19 protein-coding genes are annotated in these 17,766 nt (G+C 65.6%); 3 read left to right on the top strand and 16 right to left on the bottom strand.

All coding sequences use genetic code 11. The features are described from left to right. Positions 1–12 precede the first annotated feature (12 nt). The 11 genes from flgK to QX010_RS26230 all read right to left on the bottom strand — a co-directional run bounded on the left by flgK (position 13) and on the right by QX010_RS26230 (position 9,410). Positions 13–1,770, bottom strand: coding sequence for a flagellar hook-associated protein FlgK (gene flgK, locus QX010_RS26280; protein ID WP_316182787.1), 1,758 nt, complete (start codon positions 1,768–1,770; stop codon positions 13–15). 27 nt (positions 1,771–1,797) lie between these two features. Continuing rightward, positions 1,798–2,250: a flagellar protein FlgN gene (locus tag QX010_RS26275; protein ID WP_316182786.1), complete on the bottom strand. Its 453-nt coding sequence runs from the start codon at positions 2,248–2,250 to the stop codon at positions 1,798–1,800. A 15-nt stretch (positions 2,251–2,265) separates the two neighbouring features. After that, positions 2,266–2,535 carry a hypothetical protein gene (locus QX010_RS26270; RefSeq protein WP_315805149.1) on the bottom strand — a complete coding sequence of 90 codons (270 nt, stop codon included), beginning with the start codon at positions 2,533–2,535 and terminating at the stop codon, positions 2,266–2,268. A 2-nt stretch (positions 2,536–2,537) separates the two neighbouring features. Next, positions 2,538–3,776 carry a flagellar hook protein FlgE gene (gene flgE / locus QX010_RS26265; protein ID WP_315805148.1) on the bottom strand — a complete coding sequence of 413 codons (1,239 nt, stop codon included), beginning with the start codon at positions 3,774–3,776 and terminating at the stop codon, positions 2,538–2,540. Between the two features lie 22 nt (positions 3,777–3,798). Next, entirely contained in the window at positions 3,799–4,464 is a 666-nt protein-coding gene (locus QX010_RS26260) for a flagellar hook assembly protein FlgD (RefSeq protein WP_315805147.1), read from the bottom strand. A gap of 365 nt (positions 4,465–4,829) precedes the next feature. After that, on the bottom strand, positions 4,830–5,102 hold the full coding sequence (locus tag QX010_RS26255) for a hypothetical protein (protein WP_315805146.1): 273 nt from the start codon (positions 5,100–5,102) through the stop codon (positions 4,830–4,832). Between the two features lie 232 nt (positions 5,103–5,334). Next, complete coding sequence (locus QX010_RS26250; RefSeq protein WP_316182785.1) at positions 5,335–5,760, bottom strand: flagellar export chaperone FliS; 426 nt, start codon at positions 5,758–5,760, stop codon at positions 5,335–5,337. Continuing rightward, positions 5,760–7,472: a flagellar filament capping protein FliD gene (gene fliD / locus QX010_RS26245; protein WP_316182784.1), complete on the bottom strand. Its 1,713-nt coding sequence runs from the start codon at positions 7,470–7,472 to the stop codon at positions 5,760–5,762. Before fliD ends, QX010_RS26250 begins: the two co-directional genes overlap by 1 nt. A gap of 61 nt (positions 7,473–7,533) precedes the next feature. Further along, positions 7,534–8,358, bottom strand: coding sequence for a flagellin (locus QX010_RS26240; protein WP_315805143.1), 825 nt, complete (start codon positions 8,356–8,358; stop codon positions 7,534–7,536). 138 nt (positions 8,359–8,496) lie between these two features. Next, on the bottom strand, positions 8,497–9,204 hold the full coding sequence (locus tag QX010_RS26235; RefSeq protein ID WP_315805142.1) for an RNA polymerase sigma factor: 708 nt from the start codon (positions 9,202–9,204) through the stop codon (positions 8,497–8,499). Then, positions 9,201–9,410: a hypothetical protein gene (locus QX010_RS26230; protein ID WP_316182783.1), complete on the bottom strand. Its 210-nt coding sequence runs from the start codon at positions 9,408–9,410 to the stop codon at positions 9,201–9,203. The genes QX010_RS26235 and QX010_RS26230 overlap by 4 nt, the downstream gene beginning before the upstream one ends. Before the next feature lie 734 nt (positions 9,411–10,144). Here QX010_RS26230 and QX010_RS26225 point away from each other — a divergent pair. Continuing rightward, positions 10,145–11,476, top strand: coding sequence for a hypothetical protein (locus QX010_RS26225; RefSeq protein ID WP_316182782.1), 1,332 nt, complete (start codon positions 10,145–10,147; stop codon positions 11,474–11,476). 18 nt (positions 11,477–11,494) lie between these two features. Further along, positions 11,495–12,220 (top strand): formyltransferase family protein, encoded by a 726-nt coding sequence (locus tag QX010_RS26220; protein ID WP_316182781.1) that lies wholly within the window; start codon positions 11,495–11,497, stop codon positions 12,218–12,220. Position 12,221: 1 nt separating this feature from the next. On the opposite strand, the gene bluB is transcribed toward QX010_RS26220, so the two are convergent. Both bluB and QX010_RS26210 read right to left on the bottom strand, forming a co-directional pair. Continuing rightward, entirely contained in the window at positions 12,222–12,878 is a 657-nt protein-coding gene (gene bluB / locus QX010_RS26215) for a 5,6-dimethylbenzimidazole synthase (protein WP_316182780.1), read from the bottom strand. Beyond that, a complete protein-coding gene (locus QX010_RS26210) occupies positions 12,875–14,215 on the bottom strand; it encodes a cobyrinate a,c-diamide synthase (RefSeq protein WP_316182779.1) in 1,341 nt (446 codons plus the stop codon). The genes bluB and QX010_RS26210 overlap by 4 nt, the downstream gene beginning before the upstream one ends. 47 nt (positions 14,216–14,262) lie before the next feature. On the opposite strand from QX010_RS26210, the gene QX010_RS26205 reads away from it, so the two are divergent. Beyond that, positions 14,263–15,393, top strand: coding sequence for a cobalt-precorrin-5B (C(1))-methyltransferase (locus tag QX010_RS26205; protein WP_316182778.1), 1,131 nt, complete (start codon positions 14,263–14,265; stop codon positions 15,391–15,393). Here the strand turns inward: QX010_RS26205 and cobM are convergent. The 3 genes from cobM to cbiE are packed head-to-tail and all read right to left on the bottom strand — an operon-like array spanning position 15,363 to position 17,757. Further along, on the bottom strand, positions 15,363–16,124 hold the full coding sequence (cobM, locus tag QX010_RS26200) for a precorrin-4 C(11)-methyltransferase (RefSeq protein WP_316182777.1): 762 nt from the start codon (positions 16,122–16,124) through the stop codon (positions 15,363–15,365). The two genes, QX010_RS26205 and cobM, sit on opposite strands and share 31 nt — an antisense overlap. Then, positions 16,121–16,525 carry a cobalamin biosynthesis protein gene (locus tag QX010_RS26195; RefSeq protein ID WP_316182776.1) on the bottom strand — a complete coding sequence of 135 codons (405 nt, stop codon included), beginning with the start codon at positions 16,523–16,525 and terminating at the stop codon, positions 16,121–16,123. Before QX010_RS26195 ends, cobM begins: the two co-directional genes overlap by 4 nt. Beyond that, entirely contained in the window at positions 16,522–17,757 is a 1,236-nt protein-coding gene (gene cbiE, locus QX010_RS26190) for a precorrin-6y C5,15-methyltransferase (decarboxylating) subunit CbiE (RefSeq protein ID WP_316182775.1), read from the bottom strand. Before cbiE ends, QX010_RS26195 begins: the two co-directional genes overlap by 4 nt. Between the last annotated feature and the right edge of the window lie 9 nt (positions 17,758–17,766).

Raw genomic sequence — 17,766 nt, 5'->3', positions numbered from 1 at the left:
AGGCGCTCCGGACTAGGTCGACTGCACGGCAGTGAGCAGCGACGAGAACATGCTGTTGATCACGGAGATCAGCTGCGAGGCGGCAGCGTATTTGTTCTGCAGCGAGCTCACCCGCGCCGTCTCCTCGTCGAGGTTGACGCCCGACTGCGAGGACAGCGAGCTCGCATAGCTCGACTGGGCCGTCGATTTCGCGGTGTAGGCCGTCGCGGCCTGCGACGCCTTGCTGGCCACATTGGCGACGATCGCCGCGGCATAGTCGGCAAACGAACCGCTCGTTGCGCTCAGGCCGCCGGCCGAGGCGAAGCTGGTCGAGCCGGTCAGCTTGTCGATGAGCGCGTTGATGACCGTCGCCGAGCCGGCCGTCAGCACCTGGCTGCCGGTCGTCAGGGTCGCGGAGCCGTCGAGCGTGCCGGTCGGAAGACCGGCAGCGCCGCTCAGGATGCTACTGTTGACGGCAAAATTGGCCGCGCTCGTGCCGGTGACGAGGTCATTCATGCCGAAATAGCCGGCGAAGCCGCTGCCGCCGATCGCGCTGGTCATGTCGTTGATCGCGATGCCGTTCGACGACGACGTGGCGCTGATCGACAGGTGCCCGCTGGAATCGATCGAGGCGGAGACGCCGGAGATGCCGTTGAGCGCTGTGACCAGATCGCCCACCGTCGCATAGGACGACAGGTCGAGATCCTGATACGAAACGAGATTGCCGCTCTGGTCAGTCACGGCGATGCGGACCGTTCCGGATGCCGCCAGGGCCGTCGTGCTGCTGACGCTCGCCGATCCGGTCAGGGTAGTCGGAGGTGGAACGGCCGACGCGCTATCAGTGATCGAATTCAGCGCCGATTTCAGCTGCGAGGCCAGTTGATCGAGCTGGGTCTGCGCGGCCGGCAGGGTTTCGTCCCGCAACGTGACCAGCGAGCCGATCTTGCCCGACGTGATCTGGGACGTGACGTCGACGCCGTCGACCGTGATGCCGCTGAAGCCGCCGGACGCATAGCTCGACGCCGCCGAGACATTCGCCGAGGCCGTATAGCTCAGCGTGTGCGCCGAGCTGTCGACCAGAGCCCGCCCCGATGAGGTATAGACCTGAAGATCGCCGTTCGACGCCGTGTAGTAGCTGACGTTCATGTAGGACGACAGGTCCTGCAGCGCCGCGTTGCGCTCGTCCTCGAGATCCGCGGTCGATTGGCCGGACGCCGCCATCTTCCGGATCTCGACGTTGAGATCGGCGACCTGCTGCAGGTCGTCGTTGACGCTCTGGACCGACGACGCGATGTCCTTGTCGGCATTGGCGCGCAGCGTCTGCACGCCGCTCGACGTGCTGCGCAGCTGGCTGGCGAAATCGTCCAGCGCGCTGACCACGGCCGATTGCAGCGACACGCTGCTGGGCGAGCTCGCCAGCGACGACAAGGCGGACTCCAGCGAGGCCAGCGAGTTTGCCAGCGACGTTCCCGTCGTCGAGGTGCCGGACGTGGACGCGCTGCCGAACAACTGCTGGAGTTGCGTCAGGTAATTGTTCGTGGTGTCGGCCGCGCCGAGCTCGGAGTTGGCTCCGATCAGGGATTTCAGCAGCAGCTTGTCGACATTGCTCGAAATGCCGGTAATGGAAACGCCGGTTCCAACTCCCCCGGTCACGTTCGTGACCTGGTTGGCCGTCTTCTGCGTATACCCCTTCGTGTCGGCGTTCGAGATGTTCGACGACGCCACGCTGATCTGCAGCTCCGTGGCCGAGATGCCGCTGAAGGCGACCAGCCGTGCTATGTCGAGCGACATTGCCCTACTCCCGCTGCTGGCTGGCCATCACGCCCTCACATTGGTTCCGCACGATGTCGCACGCGCGGTACGACGTCCACCGGCTCCATAGGGGGAGGCATTTGCGATCTGCTCGCGGATCGCCTGCATGACCGCCTCGATGCGACGATTGCTGGCTTCGATCGCGGCCCGCAGCCGCACGAGGTTCTCATCCATCGCGCCACGCAGGTTGAGGATGTGCTCCATGAGCTGCTCGCGCAGGACGCCGTCGCGGACGTCGAGGCTTGCCGTCTGCCTGGCGCATTCGGCCACCCGCTGCTCGAACAACCCGGCCAACCGGTTCTTGTCGTCGAGCTGCTTCGAGCGCGAGGCCGGCAATCCCTTGGCGAGCTCCACATTCTCCTCCGACACCACCGCGATGAGTTCGTCGATCAGCGCGATCAAGGTCCGCACCTCGTCCTCGCTTGCGGGCCGTCGATCGGCCTGAATTGCGTGTTTCATCCTGTCGCTCCCCTCTTACTGTTCACGCTGCGGTCGGCGACTGATTTGCGCGACGCGGGCATAGGTATTCAGCGCCGTCACCCTCACGGTGGCGACCTTGAGTTCCTCGTCGAGCAGCGCACATTCGCGAAGCAGCTTTCGTCGGACCGTTTCGATATCGTCGATCAAGGCCAACAGTTGCACGCGGTCGTCCTTGCCGGCGGTCGCGGCGCGCAGTCTCAGCCGCCGCAGCTTCTTCAGCAGAACCTCGCCCTCGCCGAGCCGCTCCCTCTTGAGGTCGGCCATGATCACCTCATCGACGAGATCAGGGTGTCGTACATCTTGTTGACGGCCGAGATCACCTGCGACGCCGCCGAATAGGCCTGCTGAGCCGAGATCATGCTACTGAACTGGCCCGTGGTATCGGTCGTGCTCGACTCCAGCTCGCTACCGTAAATGGTCCCTGCACCATTCTCGCCGGATGCCTGCAGCGTCGCGTTGCCCGATGTCGCCGTCGACGTGTACATGCCGCTGCTATGCGCCACGAGGCCATTGGGATCGGCGAAGGTCGCCACCGCGATCTTGTAGATCGGAACCGTCTGGCCGTTGGAATAGGTCGCCTCGACAAGACCGTTCTTGCCGACCGAAATGCTGCTCAGCGTTCCGAACGAGATGCCGTCGGAATTGGCGCTGAAATTGGAGACGCTCGGCGTCGTGCTGCCGGACGACAATTGGGTCAGACCGTCGGTGCCGCCGCCGGTGGTGCCGAAGCTGAGCGTGATCGAGCTCGCCGCGGCGCCGTTGTTCCAGGTGATGCCGAGATTGGTCGAGGAGACCGTGCTCAGCGAGCCGTCAGAGTTGAAATCGATCGTATAGGTGCCGCTCGTCACGGTGCCGTCCGACGCCGTGGCAGGCGCGACATCGGCAGTCCATTCGTTCGCCGTCGCCGACTTGGTCCAGGTCACATTGAGCGTATGCGACTGGCCAAGCGAATCGTACACCGTCATCGAGCTGCTGAAGGTGTCTCCGCTCGCAGCATCGGCCGGCAGGTTGGCCGCAAGCGACGTCTTGGTCGTCGCCCCACCATTCGTCAGCGCCACCTTGGTATTGACCGGCTCGAGGCCGTTGCCGACCACGTTGCCGCTCGCATCTGTGCGCCAGCCTTCGAGATAGTAGCCGTCGTTCTCGAGATAGCCGGCATTGTCGGTCGTGAACGCGCCGTTGCGCGTGTAGAAGGTCTCACCCCCGGCCGAAGTCGAGTTGGTCGCGACGAAGAAGCCTGAGCCCTGGATGGCGACGTCGGTTGCGTTGGTGGTGGCGGCCAGCAGCCCCTGCTGCGTGATGTTGGCACGGCCGGAGACCGAGACGCCCCCCGAGGAATAGGCTTTCGAGCTGCTCGATGCCGTCACCAGCTGCTCGAACAGGCCGGACGTGGTCTTGTATCCGGTCGTATCGGCGTTGGAGATGTTGTCGCTGATCATGGCGAGCGACGAGCTCTGCGCGTTGAGCGCCGAGATCGCCGATGACAGGGCTCCAGAAAGACTCATGATTGTACTCCGGGTAATGCGGTCAGGAGGTGACGCCGATGATGTTGCTGGCGCTGACAGGAACGCCGCCGACGGTGAGCGACGGCGTGCTAGTCGAGGTGTCGATGCCGGTTACGGTCCCGGTGACCGTCGTGTAGTTGAGGACCGAGGTGCCCGCGGAGTCCGTCGCCGTCACGGAGATCGTGTACTGGCCGCCATTGCTGAGTTGATTGCCGCTGGAATCGGTGCCGTCCCAGGTGATCGAATTGGCGCCCTTGTTGCCGGTCCCGGTGCCTGTCCAGACCGTGCTTCCGGAGGAATCCTTGATCGAGATCGAAACGTTTGACGCTGCTGACGACAGCGAATAGCCGAACGTCGCCGAGCCGTTCGAGAGGACGGCAGTGTCACTCTTGGCCTCGACGGTGTGGCCGATGTAGTTCACCGAATTCAGCGTCACCAGGCTCGAGAACGAGCCGGCCAGCGAGGTCATGCTGCTGTTGAGCGACTGCTGCGAGGTGAAATTGGCGTAGGACGTCATCTGGTTGATGAAGTCGGTCACGCTGGTCGCGTTGAGCGGATCCTGGTTCTGCAGTTCGCTCACCAGCAGCTGAAGAAAGTCGGTCGAGCTGAGCGTCGTACGCGATGTGTCGCTGGACGATGATGTCGATGAGGTGGTCGCGGTCGACGAACTCGCGGCGGTGACGGTCATGGCAGAACTCCGGCTCGCGCCGCGAGCGGCGGCGGGACACAGCACGACCACGCGGTCGTGAAGGCGTTTGCTGATCAAACGGCCAGAGCGCCGATTCCAGGCGCACAATTAGTCGATCGAATTAGTTGATCCGACGGCAGAATTTGCCGCCGCGCTGTTGCGCAGAGGCGGCAAAAATCGCCTGGTGCGAGGCCCCGATCTGCATCGGCGCCACGGCTCGCCGTCGTCGCACTCGGGCGCCCTCGATTCGCGCGCAAGCGAGCTCAAGAAACTGAGCGAGATGACAGTTGCGATGGTGTTGCGGTTCCAGCGGCGAGGTCCGACCGGCCGAAGCGCAGCCGCGCAAGCGCGGTCCTGGCTAAGGCTCAGCCAGGCTGATGGGCGTCAGCCGGCGGGGTTGCCGCTTCCTCTTGGGCCAGGCGATGGGCCGCAGCAAGGATGCGCGACGTCAGGCCGGCGGGTGCACGAACCGGCGGCGACGACAGCGCCTCACGAACGAGACGTGCCTCGGATAGCAATCGATCGGCTTCGGGAGAGGACGCAAGCAGATCAGCAGCGGATTGACGCTGCTCCGCCGGCCAGCGCGAGAGGTCCTCACCCAGCCTGCCGATCAGATCCTCGAATTCCCTGACGTCCATCGTCCGCCCAATCCAGCGCTTCCAGCTTGGTCATAAAGCATTCAGCCCGCGAACGAAATTGATATCGGCAATTGTGACGATCGACCGCAACCAAGCTCTGGAAACTCCGTACTTTTCGGGAGTCGTATGCACGCGAGGCCGCACTGGATACCGAAACGGGAGACAATGCAGCCCATTTCTGATCGATTTCTCAAGATTTCCGCAGCGCGGCGAGTGCCCGATTCGGCGAGATCTACCGACGGTTGGCCGAATCAGCAGCCGCTCGCTTTCCCCGGGCCGCCACATCGACAGCCTCCCACGCCTGCCGCAGTTCCAGCAGGCTTTCGGTGATCCGCTGGAAATTCTCGCGCATGTGAGGTCGACCATAGGCCCGCAGCGCGGCCACGATCAGGGCGTTGTAGGTTCCGAACAACTGGTCGGCGACCGGTCCGCCGCGCGTGGAATCGAGGTGCAAGCTCAACCCGCGCAGGATCGCCGTTGCCCGGGTCAGGTGGGCATGCCCCTCCTCGAAGCGACGCACCTCCTGCGCCTGCACGGATTTCTGCAGGCAGGTGACCGCGCCGTTGAGCAGCATGATCACGGCCCGCAGCGGCGGAACCGCGACGGCCGTGCCGCGGTAGGCCTGACTTGCAAATTGCGCCATCGAACTCTGGGTCATCAGTTACTCGAACTCGAATTGAGGAGGGCTTTCAGATAGGTCAGCGTATTGTTGGCGCTCTCGATCGCGGCCTGGTACTTGGCGTATTGCGCCGTGAGCTGGGTCTGGAACGTCGCAGCCGAGCTCTTGATGTCGTTGACCTTGGCCTGCATCGTCTCGTCCTGGGACGTCAGATTGTCGATCAAAGTCTGCAACGAGCCGGTGCTGGACGATGCGGTCTTGGCGATCTGGTAGATCTGGGTTGCAAGCCCCTGGGTCGAGGTCACCGTGATCGATTGCGAGGTCGAGCCGGTATAGGTGAAAGCCATGCCGGCATAGATCGTCCCGGAATTGCCCACGATCGTGTTGCCGCTGACCGTGAACAGCGAACTGTCGCCACCGACGGATGCGGCCGAGAGATTCCCCGAGGCATCCACCGTCAGATCCAGGGTGAACGACTGCGGCGACGACCCGGTATTGACGACGCTGAGCTGGCTCGACGAGGTCTTGGTCTGCGCCGACAACAACGTCGTCACACCGCTCAAATTGGTGCTCAGGATCGTCGACAGCGTGCCCGTATCGAGTTCGAGTTCGTTCTTTTCGTTGAACGAGAGACCAAGGTCCGCCATCGTCAGCCCGCCGACGGACGTTCCGAGCACGGCCTGAAGCGAGTTCATGATGTCGCGCATGGTGCCGTCGCCGAACAGCACCGAGCTGGATGAGGCGGTTCCGTCGGAGTTGGTGGTCTGCTGCGCAATCACGGCATCGCGGAACGCATTGTAGTCGGTGACGAAGGTCTGCAGCGCCGACGAGATCTGGCTCGTATCGGCGCCGATGGTGACGGTCAGCGTCGTTCCGGAGGGTGTCGCCTGCAGCAGATCGAACGTGACGCCGCTGAGCACGTCGGTGATGTCGTTTGTGTTGCGGGTCAGGCTGATCCCATCGAGCGTGAACTCCGCGGCCTGGGCCGTCTGCAGCACCGTCGCGAAGGCTCCCGAGCTGTCGGTCACCCCGAGCTTGTTGAGGATGTCGTCCCCGGACGAGCTTGCATAGGTGATGTCGGCGGCATCCTGGGTCCCCGTCAGCACCAGTTGATAGGACCCGCTCGATACCTGGACGATCGACGCCTCGACATCGGTCGTGGAGGTCTGCGCGTTGATCGCGTCGACGACATCCTGCAGCGACATGCCGCTGGTGATGGTGATGTCGGCCGTGCTGCCTCCGGACAGGCCGAGCGAGAACGTGCCGGAATAGCCGAGGGCCGCGGTCTGGCTCGACTGCGTCGTGCCCGTCACCTTGTGCGCCGTGGCGACCTGGCCGATCGTCAGCGTGTGGCTGCCGGTCGCGGCTCCATTGCTCACCGACATCGACAGCGCCGATGAGGCGCTGACGTCGCCGGTCGCGCTGATGGTGGCGGCCCGCGTGGCGAAGGCGTTGGTCGCAAGCGAGTTCACCATCGATGTCGCCAGCGACGACAATCCCGATGACAGTGTCTTCAGTGCGGTCTGCAGCGTCTGGTACGCCGTGATCTTGGCTTCATTGGCGGTGATCTTGGTCGAGATCTGGGTCGCCTGGGTGAGCTTGGCATTGACGGCGGACTCGATCAGCGCGGTCCAGTCGATCGTGCTCGTGGTGCTCGTTCCCGACGTCGTGAGCGAGCTGCTCGAACTCGTCGATGATGAAGAAGACGATGTCGTGCTGCTCGTGCTCGAGGTTGCGCTGCTCACCGTCATCCGTCGTCGTCCTCCGAGGAAAAAGCCGGACCGGCGAGGCGCCGGCCCGGCAGATCACGGCTCAGCCCAGCAGCTTCAGGAGGTACTGCGGGATCTGGTTGGCGGCGGCTTCCGCCGATACCGCGGCCTGGGTCTTCACCTGCGCCGACGACAGCTTCGCCTGCTCCGAGGCGATGTCGACGTCCTTGATGGCGGAATTGGCCGATTGCAGGTTCTGCGTCTGCGTCGAGATCGAATCGGCCGAGAAGTTGAAGCGCGACTCCTGCGCGCCGATGTCGGCACGCGCCTTCGACACGGTGTCGATCGCGGTGTCGAGAGTGGTCAAGGCTGCGGTCGCGCCGGTCTGGGTGCTGACGTCGAGCGACGAGACGCCGAGCGTGCTCGCGGTGAGATCCGACAGCGTGATGTTGATGGTGTCGGACGCGGACGATCCGACCAGAACCGAGACGCCCGACGAGAACGTGCTGGTGCCGTCGAGCAGGCTCTGACCGCTGTAGCGCGTTCCGGTCGCGATCGACGAGATTTCGCTGATGAGCTGCGAGAATTCCGACTGGATGTAGGTGCGGCTGGTTCCGACCGTGGTGCCCGATGCGGACTCGGAGGCCAGCGACTTCATGCGCGCCAGGATGTCGCTGATGTTCGACGCGCCGCCATCCGCGGTCTGCAGGATCGACGTCGCCTGGGCGGCGTTGGTCGCGGCCTGCTGCAGCGTGGTGATGTCCGAGGAGATGCGCGTGGAAATGGCGAGACCGGCCGCGTCGTCCGAGGCCGACGTGATGCGCGAACCGCTCGACAGCTTGGAGAGCGAGCTCGTCTCCTGGTTGGAGTTGATGTTCAAGTAGCGGACGGCGGAGTTGGCGGCGATGTTGGTGGAAATTGCGGGCACGGTGAGGACTCCTGAGTGATCGGCAAAGCACGCCGCATCGTGGAAGGACTGACGGTGCGGATCGGCCCCGTCTGACCGATCAAACGGAAGCGCCTGCGGGAATCAGGCGGGAATTCTCCCGCGCCGGGAATTTTATGGTTAGCAATCGGTGAAGGCGCCGCGAATGTCGCGCTCGTGACGCCGCAGCATGTCGCGCAGATGCTGGCGACCCCGCTTCAACAGCGACTCCACGGCGGCCACTGTCGTGTCCATCACCTCGGCGATTTCGCCGTTGCTCATGTTCTCGTGATACGACAGGATCACGGCGATCCGTTGCTGCTCCGGAAGCCGCTGCATCGCTCCTTCCAGGAGGTCGCTGAGCTCCGCACGCTCGATGACGCTCACGGCATCCGGCTTGCCGTCCGCAACCTCGGGCACCACATCGACATTCTCGGTCCGCGGCTTGCGGCGGATGTCGATGCAGCGGTTGCTGACGACGCGATAGAGCCAGGTCGAGAATTTGGCACGGCCGTGCTGCCACCGCCCGCGATGAGTCCAGACCTTCAGCATCGTATCCTGAACGACGTCCTCGGCGTCGGCGGCATTGCCGACGATGCGCAACGCAATCGCATAGGCGCGGTCGATGTGGCGCTCGACGAGAAGGCGAAATGCGAGCTCCTCTCCGGTGGCCAGCCGGTCGAGCAGATCCTTGTCCTCGTCGAAGACCATGGTCTCGCCCGGCGGCGCAGAGTCTGGAACGGTGCTGACCGACTCGCTCGACGGCAGCACCACCGCGACGTCCGGGGACCCCGGCTCCTTCGAAGATACGCCATCGGCCGGGGCCCAGACGTCCAGCGCGTAGCTCATTTCCGCATCTCCAACCCGCAATGCCGAATGCGGTATTCGCAGACGGCTTCCGATCGTTGAACGCTGTGATCGAGAGAAGCAGGCGAAGATTCTTCGTGATTTTTCAGGTAGTTAGATGGAATGTTTTGCCTAGGGACAGGCAAATTCTGCCGCACGCGGATCGAGCGCTCGACGATCATTGAGAAGGAGAGGCCGATGTTCGGCATGGCGCGGGTTCATTCCGGAAGACGAGTTCAGCAGAAAACGCGGGCTGCAACGCTTACTAACAGCATCCCTGGATGCGGACCGCGCACACCAAATCTGCGGTCGATCAAGATCCGGAGTTCTTGCGAAACGATCATCTCGCCCGGCAATTTTTTCCGAATCACCTCGACGAAATTATCGCATTTTTCGACTCTGTCAGTTTCCGCAGACGCGATTTTTGAATCTCGTGACGATTTTTGCGACAAGGCGCGCCTGATCTGTCGTGCTCGTACGTTGTAGTTGCTGATGGAACGACAAATGAAGCGATCGACGTGATGCGTCGCGCGCCGACGACGCACGCGTAGGTGTCAATCGATGTCTGTAGCGTCACCGAATGTTGCTCAATGTTTCGATCGACGTCGACTTTCGTGAGTATCGTCGCGTTCGATATCTCAGCGCGAAGCGCGCGATCCGCGCCCGCGACTGCTTTTTAATGCCCGATTTCGTACTTCGGCGTCGACCAAGCGCTATCAGATCGAAAGCGAATGCCCGTACGTCTTCTTACGCATCCACGATGTTGATTCATCTGTGCGGGCTTCGCGCGGCGCGCCGGCAACATTGCGAAACGAAGTTCGCGTTTTCCGTGTCGAGAGCTTCGTCCTGCTCGCATCATCGCAAGTGACCGACGCCGGCGCATGCGTGATCGACGCGCCTGATTGGCCGACGTGGTCCGTTTGATTGTGCAGGAGGACCCGGCATGATGCGACAAAACCCGAAAGCCATCGACGACGACCCGACGCAAGCCTTGCGCGCTCGAGGCGTCAGGCTCGGTCAGCAGCAAGGTCTTCGTCTGCAGTGGCTGTCGCGGACATTCGGGCCGCTGGTTCACTGCGACGAACGTCCATCGCCTGGCCGCGGCCGCACGATCGTCCTGCTCGATCCGCCAACCGGCGCGGGTGCGGAGCTGCTGTACGGCACGCTGACCTCGCACGATGCCGTGGCGATCCCTTTCGGCGAAAACCCCGCGTTCGATTTCCTGAAATCCAAGTTGACGGCGTTCGGCACCGTCGGCACCTCGGCCGACGGTCCGCATGAATTGTGGTGGGGCGGCCGCGACTGGCCTGCTCCGGAGACGGCACCCGCAACTACGATGCGTGTCGTGTCCTGCCATCCGACGACGGTCGGCGACTTGCACGTCTATCATCTCAGACGCTCGCTGCAGCGGCTCGGGCTCCCATTCGACATCGAGGCGATCGATTGCCGCCCCGGCGAACGCCTGAGCGCTGCCGACAAGGCCGACTTCGTCGCGCGGATGTGGCAGCGGCACCGCGAGCCGCTGTTGTACGTCGAGGCGGACGTGATGTTTCAAGCCGCCCCGGGCCTTCCTCATCTGGCCGGCTGCGACTTCGCCGTCCATAAGTGGAACGGCTGGGAGATGTCGCCGCGCACTCTCTATTTCGGCCGCTCCAAGGCGGCCGAGACCATGCTGACGACCTGGCGCGAGATTGCCTCGTCATATCCCGATGTCTGGGACGGCTATCTGATCGACCAGGCCTGGAGTGCGGTGACGTCCCAGATCGCACTCGATACGGTCTGGCTTCCCCGCAGCTACCATGCCGTTGCAGGGGAAGCCGGAGTCGGCAACGCGACGATCGTCCACAATCTGAAGCCGACAAACGCTGATCTCGGCCCCGACCCGGACTTCGCCGAAGTGGCACGCTCGCCGCGGCGGGCGGGGCGCGTCGGCGCGCTGGAGTCGCTGCTCGTGGTGCGCTCGAAAGTAAAATCTGGCCGGGGCGTCACGGTCATCCTGCGCGATGTCGAAGGTAGCAGCGCGCGCGCAACGGCCGACAGCATCGAGCGGCTGACGAGCGCCTTCGTCGCCGATTGCGGCGGCTTTGGCCGCCTCGAGCTTTCGCTGTGCTCGTGGGCGCCGGAGGTTCGCATGGCGCGGCGGGCCGCTTTGCTGGCCGACAACATGGTACTCGAGATCGTCCCCGGTCAGGAGCTGCCGGCCGATCTGTTCGCCGCCACCGCCGCCTCGGAAGCCATGCGCCGGCCCGCCAGCTTCAACGCCCATCGCCACTGACGCCAGCCAGGACAAATCATGTTCGACACCATCATTCTTCTCACCGGCAGCCGTGACCAGCAGCTCGCGTTGTCCGAGCTCCTGCGGGCGCACAACCCTGCCCTCGCATTCCGCTGCGCGGTCAGCCTGCAGGACCTCGAAGCCATCGAACGCGACGTGCTCGGCAGATCCCGCCTGCTTGCGTTCACGACCGGCGTCGTCGTGCCTGCCGCCATCCTTCAGGCGCTCGGTTACGGCGCCTACAATTTTCATCCGGGCCCACCGGATTATCCCGGCTGGGCGCCGGCCCATTTCGCAATGTACGACGGTACGAAGCGCTTCGGCGCGACGGCCCACGCGATGGAGACCCGGGTCGACTGCGGCGCGATCGTCGGTGTCGAGCCGTTCGACATCCCCCAAGGCGTGGATGTCCGCGGCCTGGAGCAGATGGCGTTCGTGCGGCTCGCCTATCTGTTCTGGCGGATGTCGCGCGACCTCGCCTGCCAGGCCGGCCCGCTGCCGGCGCTCGGCACCGGTTGGAGCGGCACCAAGAGCACGAGGCAGATGTACGCCGCCCTATGCGACATGCCCGCCGACATCGATCGATCCGAGATGGCGCGCCGCATCCACGCCTTTCACGACGATTTCCGCGGCATTCCACTGACCGTCAACCTGCACGGCACACGGTTTCAGCTCATGCGCGCCGAGGCCGCCGTCGGCGAGCCGATGACGGTTGACGCGCCGGCGTTGGCGCTCGCGTCGTGACCTAGCGCTTGAGCGGCTTGATCACGGTCTGGTCGAGCCGCGTTTCCCAGCCGTGACGTTCCAGCTCGGGATCGTCATGCTCCTCCTGCGGCCAGCCGACGCAGAGATACGCAATCAGGCTCCAGTCCGACGGCAATTCGAGCGCGCGACAGACAGCCTCCGGGTCCAGGATCGACACCCAGCCAACGCCGAGACCTTCCGCGCGCGCCGCCAGCCAGAACGTCTGGATCGCTGCGACCACCGAGTAGCGGAGCGTTTCCGGCATCGTGGCGCGGCCGAGACGGTGCCCGGTGGCAGCGCCTTCGTCGGCACAGACGGCGAGATGGACCGGCGCCTGCGTCAAGCCTTCCAGCTTGAGGCTTGCATAGAGCGCGCGCCGCTCACCATCATAGCCGGCGAGCGCCGCCTGGTTCGCATGCTGGAAGTTCTCGATCACCGTCGCGCGGCGTTCGGCGCTCTCGACGAGCACGAACCGCCAAGGCTGGCAGAAGCCGACGGACGGCGCGTAGGACGCGAGAGCGAGCAACTGCTCGATCAGCTCAAGGGAGACCGGATCGGCGCGGAAACGGCGGACGTCGCGACGCCAGCGCACCAGCTCGGCAAAGCGCTGCCGGAATGTCGCGTCGAACTGCGGAGGGCTTCGGCCTGGCTCGCTCATGCGCCCTCCCCGCTCAGGACGTGCAGGAACGATCCGGTCACCGACCCGCGCCGGGCGCCGCGCTCGGCGATGACGCCGCCCGAGGCATCGCGGCACGCGATCAGCGGATCGTCTGCCTCGCTCAGGATGGTTGCATAATGGAATTCGTGGCCGTGAACGACGGCCCCTCTCGGGCCGAGGCTGCAGTCGACCAAGAGCGTCGCTTGACGATAGCCGAGATGCAGGCGGCGTCGCGCGAACGACGTTTCCAGTGACAGCAGCCCAGCCATCACATGCCGGACACCATGGGCATCTTCGAGTCCCGCGCCTAGCGTCATGTAGCCGCCGCACTCGCCGTGGATTGGCACGCCGCGCGAGGCCATCGCGCGCAACGCGTCCAGGAACGACCGCGCCGAGGCCAGCCGTCCCGCATGCAATTCGGGATAGCCGCCTGGCAGCCACACCGCGTCGGCTGCCGGATCAGGAGCCTCATCGTTCAACGGCGAGAACGGGATGGCCTCCGCGCCCTGAGCGCGCCAGTGCCGCAGCAGATGCGGATAGCTGAACGAGAAGGCCGCATCTGATGCGAGCGCGATGCGCTGTCCGGGCGGTTTGATGCCGAGGCTGGAGCTCTGCGCGGCGAGGCCAGGCGCCCGAATCGGATTTGCGAGAGCAAGCACCGCGTCGAGATCGACCGACCCGGACACGCTTGCCGCAAGACGCTCGAGATGGGCCTCGATGGCCGTGATCTCCTGGGCCTGGACCAGCCCGAGATGGCGTTCGGGCAAGGTCAGTTGCGCGTCCCGCGCCAGCGCGCCGAGCACCTCGATTCCGACGGTCGCAAACGCCGGCTCGATGAGCGCCCGGTGCCGCTCGCTCGCGACCCGATTGAGGATCACCCCGGCCACGTGGACATCGTCGCGAAAACGCGCGCAGCCGAGCGCGACGGCGGCGGCCGTCTCGGTCTGCCCGCTGACATCGAGAACGAGCACGACCGGCCAGCCGGTCAGGGCTGCAAGATCCGCAGCCGAGCCCCTGCCCGCGCGCCCGGGATGCGACGCGCCATCGAACAGGCCCATGACGCCCTCGACGATGGCGATATCGGCGTCGGCGGCGACGCCGCAGGCAAGCCCGAGCAGCTGCGGCGCGGACATCGCCCAGCTGTCGAGATTGTAGCTCGTCCGTTGTGCCGCAGCCGTGTGATAGGCGAGATCGATATAGTCCGGGCCGCATTTGAAGGGTTGCACGCGCGCGCCGCGCCGGCTGAGTGCACGCAACAGCCCGAGCGTGACGGTCGTCTTGCCGGCGCCCGAACGCGGCGCGGCGATGATGATTCCGCTGGGCGCCGCCGTGCTCATGGCCGTAACGCCGCCGAGGCATGGCAAAATGTGCTATGCGAACCGACATGATGGACATCGCGGATCCGCCGAACCGACCGCTGAAGCGTGGCTGGACGACCGGCAGCTGCGCCACGGCCGCAGCGCGCGCCGCCTACGAGCTGCTGATCACGGGCAACTGTCCTGCCATGGTCGAGATCGCCCTTCCGGGCGGACGTCGCGTCGGCTTTGCGATCGCGATGCATGAGGCCGACGGCATCAAGGCCACCGCGGGCGTGGTCAAGGACGCCGGCGACGATCCTGACGTCACGCATGGTGCGCTGGTCAGAGCAACCTTGCGGCGCGGTGCAGACAATTCCGGCGTAACGTTCCGCGCCGGCCCCGGCGTCGGCACCGTGACACGACCGGGATTGCCGCTGCCGCCGGGAGAGCCTGCGATCAATCCGGTGCCGCGCGAGATGATCACGGCGGCGATTGGCGAAGCCTCGGCAAAGCTCGGTGCGACAGGCGACGTGGCCGTCGAGATCTCCATTCCCGGCGGCGAGGAGCTCGCCAGAAAGACGCTCAACCCGCGGCTCGGCATCGTCGGCGGCCTGTCGATCCTCGGCACCACGGGAATCGTGGTGCCGTTCAGCTGTGCTGCCTGGATCCACTCCATCTATCGCGGCATCGACGTCGCGCGCGCGGCCGGCCTGCCGCACATCGCCGGCGCGACGGGAAGCACATCCGAGAAGGCCGTGCAGCGGCTCCATGGCCTGCCGGAGACGGCGCTGATCGACATGGGCGATTTCGCCGGCGGCATGCTGAAATATCTGCGACGGCATCCGGTCGCTCGCGTCACCGTGGCCGGCGGCTTCGCCAAGATGACCAAGCTCGGCCAGGGCCTGCTCGACCTGCATTCGCGCGCCGGCGAGGTCGATCTCGGCTGGCTGGCGAACACGCTGCATGACGCGGGTGCGCCGGCCACGCTGGTCACGAGCGCACGCACGGCCAACACCGCGCTGCAGGTGCTGCAGGAGTCCCAGCGGGTCGGGTTTCCTGCCGGAGAGGTGGTCGCGCTCGCCGCCTGGACGACGGCGCGGCGTGCGCTGGGCGACAACGACATGGCCCTCGACATCGCCGTGTTCGACCGCGACGGCCGGCTGGTCGGACAAAGTCATGGACCGGCTCACTCCCCTCTCCCGCGGAAGCGCCGCTGATAGTCGGCATCGTACAGCGCGCTGTTGCGAAAATCCTTGGTTGCGAGTGCGCGGCCCACCAGGATCAGCGCGGTCCGCTCCACGGCGGAAGCCGCGGCCTGGCCGACGATGGTCGCCAGCGTGCCGGTCAGGACCAGCTGGTCCGGCCAGCTCGCGCGATAGACGATCGCGACCGGACAGTCGTCACCGTAATGCGGCCGCAGCTCCTCGACGACCTTGTCGAGAACGTGGATCGAGAGATGGATGGCGAGCGTGGCGCGCGACTGCGCGAACAGCGAAAGCTGCTCCGTGTCCGGCATGGCCGACGCGCGGCCGGAGGTCCGCGTGAGCACCACCGATTGGGCTAATCCCGGCAAGGTCAATTCGCGACCAAGCGCGGCCGCCGCCGCCGCGAACGACGGCACACCGGGTGTGATCGTGTAGGGAATCCGCAATGCATCCAGGCGCCGCAATTGCTCGCCGAGCGCGCTCCAGATCGAGAGATCGCCGGAATGCAGCCGCGCCACGTCGTCGCCCGCGAGCGTGGCGCGCTCGATCTCGGCCACGATCTCGTCGAGCGACATCGGTGCCGTGTCGACGATACGTGCGCCGGGCGGGCAATGATCGAGCAGCGCTCGAGGGACCAGCGAGCCCGCATAGAGACATACCGGACAGCGCGCGATCAGGTCACGGCCGCGCAAGGTGATCAGGTCCGGGGCGCCGGGACCGGCGCCGATGAAGTGCACCGTCATGGCGCACGCTCCGCATCGATGGCCGCCTCGCCCTCCGCCAGCGCGCAGGTCGCTACGGCGTTTGCGACGCGCGCCAGGACCAGCCGGGCATTCGCGCCGGCGGCAGCGAGCGCCGCCGTCTCGGCAACCGAAGGTACACCCTTCAGGCGCCTGACGCGATCGCTTCGCGTGATCGCGCGATCGGCGACAGCCGTCATGTCAGCAAGATCGACTCCGACGAGCGGACGGCCGAGCCGCTGCGCGGCGGACACCACGCCAGGCTCGCTGACCTTGTCCGCCGCCGTGGCGAGCACCGCCACGTCTGCCGGGGCGAGGCGCGCCAACGAGAGCGCCTGTGCGATGACCGCCTCGATGTCTGCGACGCTGGCGGCGCGGCGGCAACCGATCCCGAGCGCGATCATGGTTTCGTCACCCGCCACTGCGTGATCGGCATGGCCTGCCGCCAACCATGCATGCGGCCGACCGGCTCGATGCGCGAAACCGCGATGCGGATCAGTTCACCGCCATGCTGGCCGAACAACGCGCTCAGCCGCGCCTCGCCTTCGAGCGACACCACGTTGGCGACGAGGCGGCCGCCGGGTTTCAGCCGCGACCAGACGGCTTCGAACACACCCATTTCCGAAATGCCGCCGCCGATGAAGACCGCATCGGGCGCTTCCAGATCCGCCAGCACCGCCGGCGCGCGTCCCATCACCAGCTTCAGCTCGGGAGTGCCGAGCGCCAGCGCGTTGCGCATCGCCCGGTCGGCCCGGTCCTGCCGCGCCTCGATCCCGATCGCGCGCAGCGAGCCGTGCCGCAGCAGCCACTCGATTGCCACCGCGCCCGAGCCCAGCCCGACGTCCCACAGCAGTTCGCCTGGACGCGGCGCCAAGGCCAACAACGTCACGGCGCGCACGTCGCGCTTGGTGAGCTGGCCGTCATGCTCGAACAGGTCATCGGCAAGACCAGCGGTCAGCGGGATCACGGGTGCATCGGTCTCGGCATCGACCTCGACCGCGATCGTCGTCAGCGGATGAATATCAGAGAGATCGAACGCGTCGGCCAGCGCTCTGCGCACCCGCTCATGCGCGCCGCCGATCGCTTCCAGCACCGTCAGGCGCGAGCGTCCCATGCGGCGCGAGGTCAGCAGCGCGGCGAGCCGCGCGGCGGTGGATCCGTCCCAGGCCAGTGCCAGAATGCGCGCGCCCGGCGCGAGATGGCGGATAATCCCTTCGAGCGGGCGGCCGTGCAACGTCACCTGCGCCACATCCTGCAGCGGCCAGCCGAGCCGCGCCGCCGCGAGGCTAAAGGCCGAGGGCTGCGGGACGCAAAGCATCTCGGCGGACGCGAAGCGCTGCATCAGCTGCTTGCCGACGCCGTAGTTGAAAGGATCGCCGCTTGCGAGAACGACGACGGGCTGTCCCCGTCGCGCCGCGATCTGGTCGAACGCGAGCTTCAACGGGCTGGGCCAAGCCAGCCGTTCCCCCGCGATCAACGGCGCGGCAAGCTCGAGATGGCGCGCGCCTCCGACCACGAGCGCCGCCTGCGCGATGAGACGTCGTGCAGATACCGAGAGGCCGTCGACACCATCCTCGCCGATCCCGACGATGGACAGCCAGCGCTGCGCGTTGCAAGTTGCGGCCGAGTTCACCATGGACACTGC

This window comes from Bradyrhizobium sp. SZCCHNRI1009 (assembly GCF_032487575.1).
GTDB lineage: Bacteria > Pseudomonadota > Alphaproteobacteria > Rhizobiales > Xanthobacteraceae > Bradyrhizobium.
Note: the sequence above shows the minus strand (reverse complement) of the source record. Positions and strands in the feature narration are given on the sequence as shown.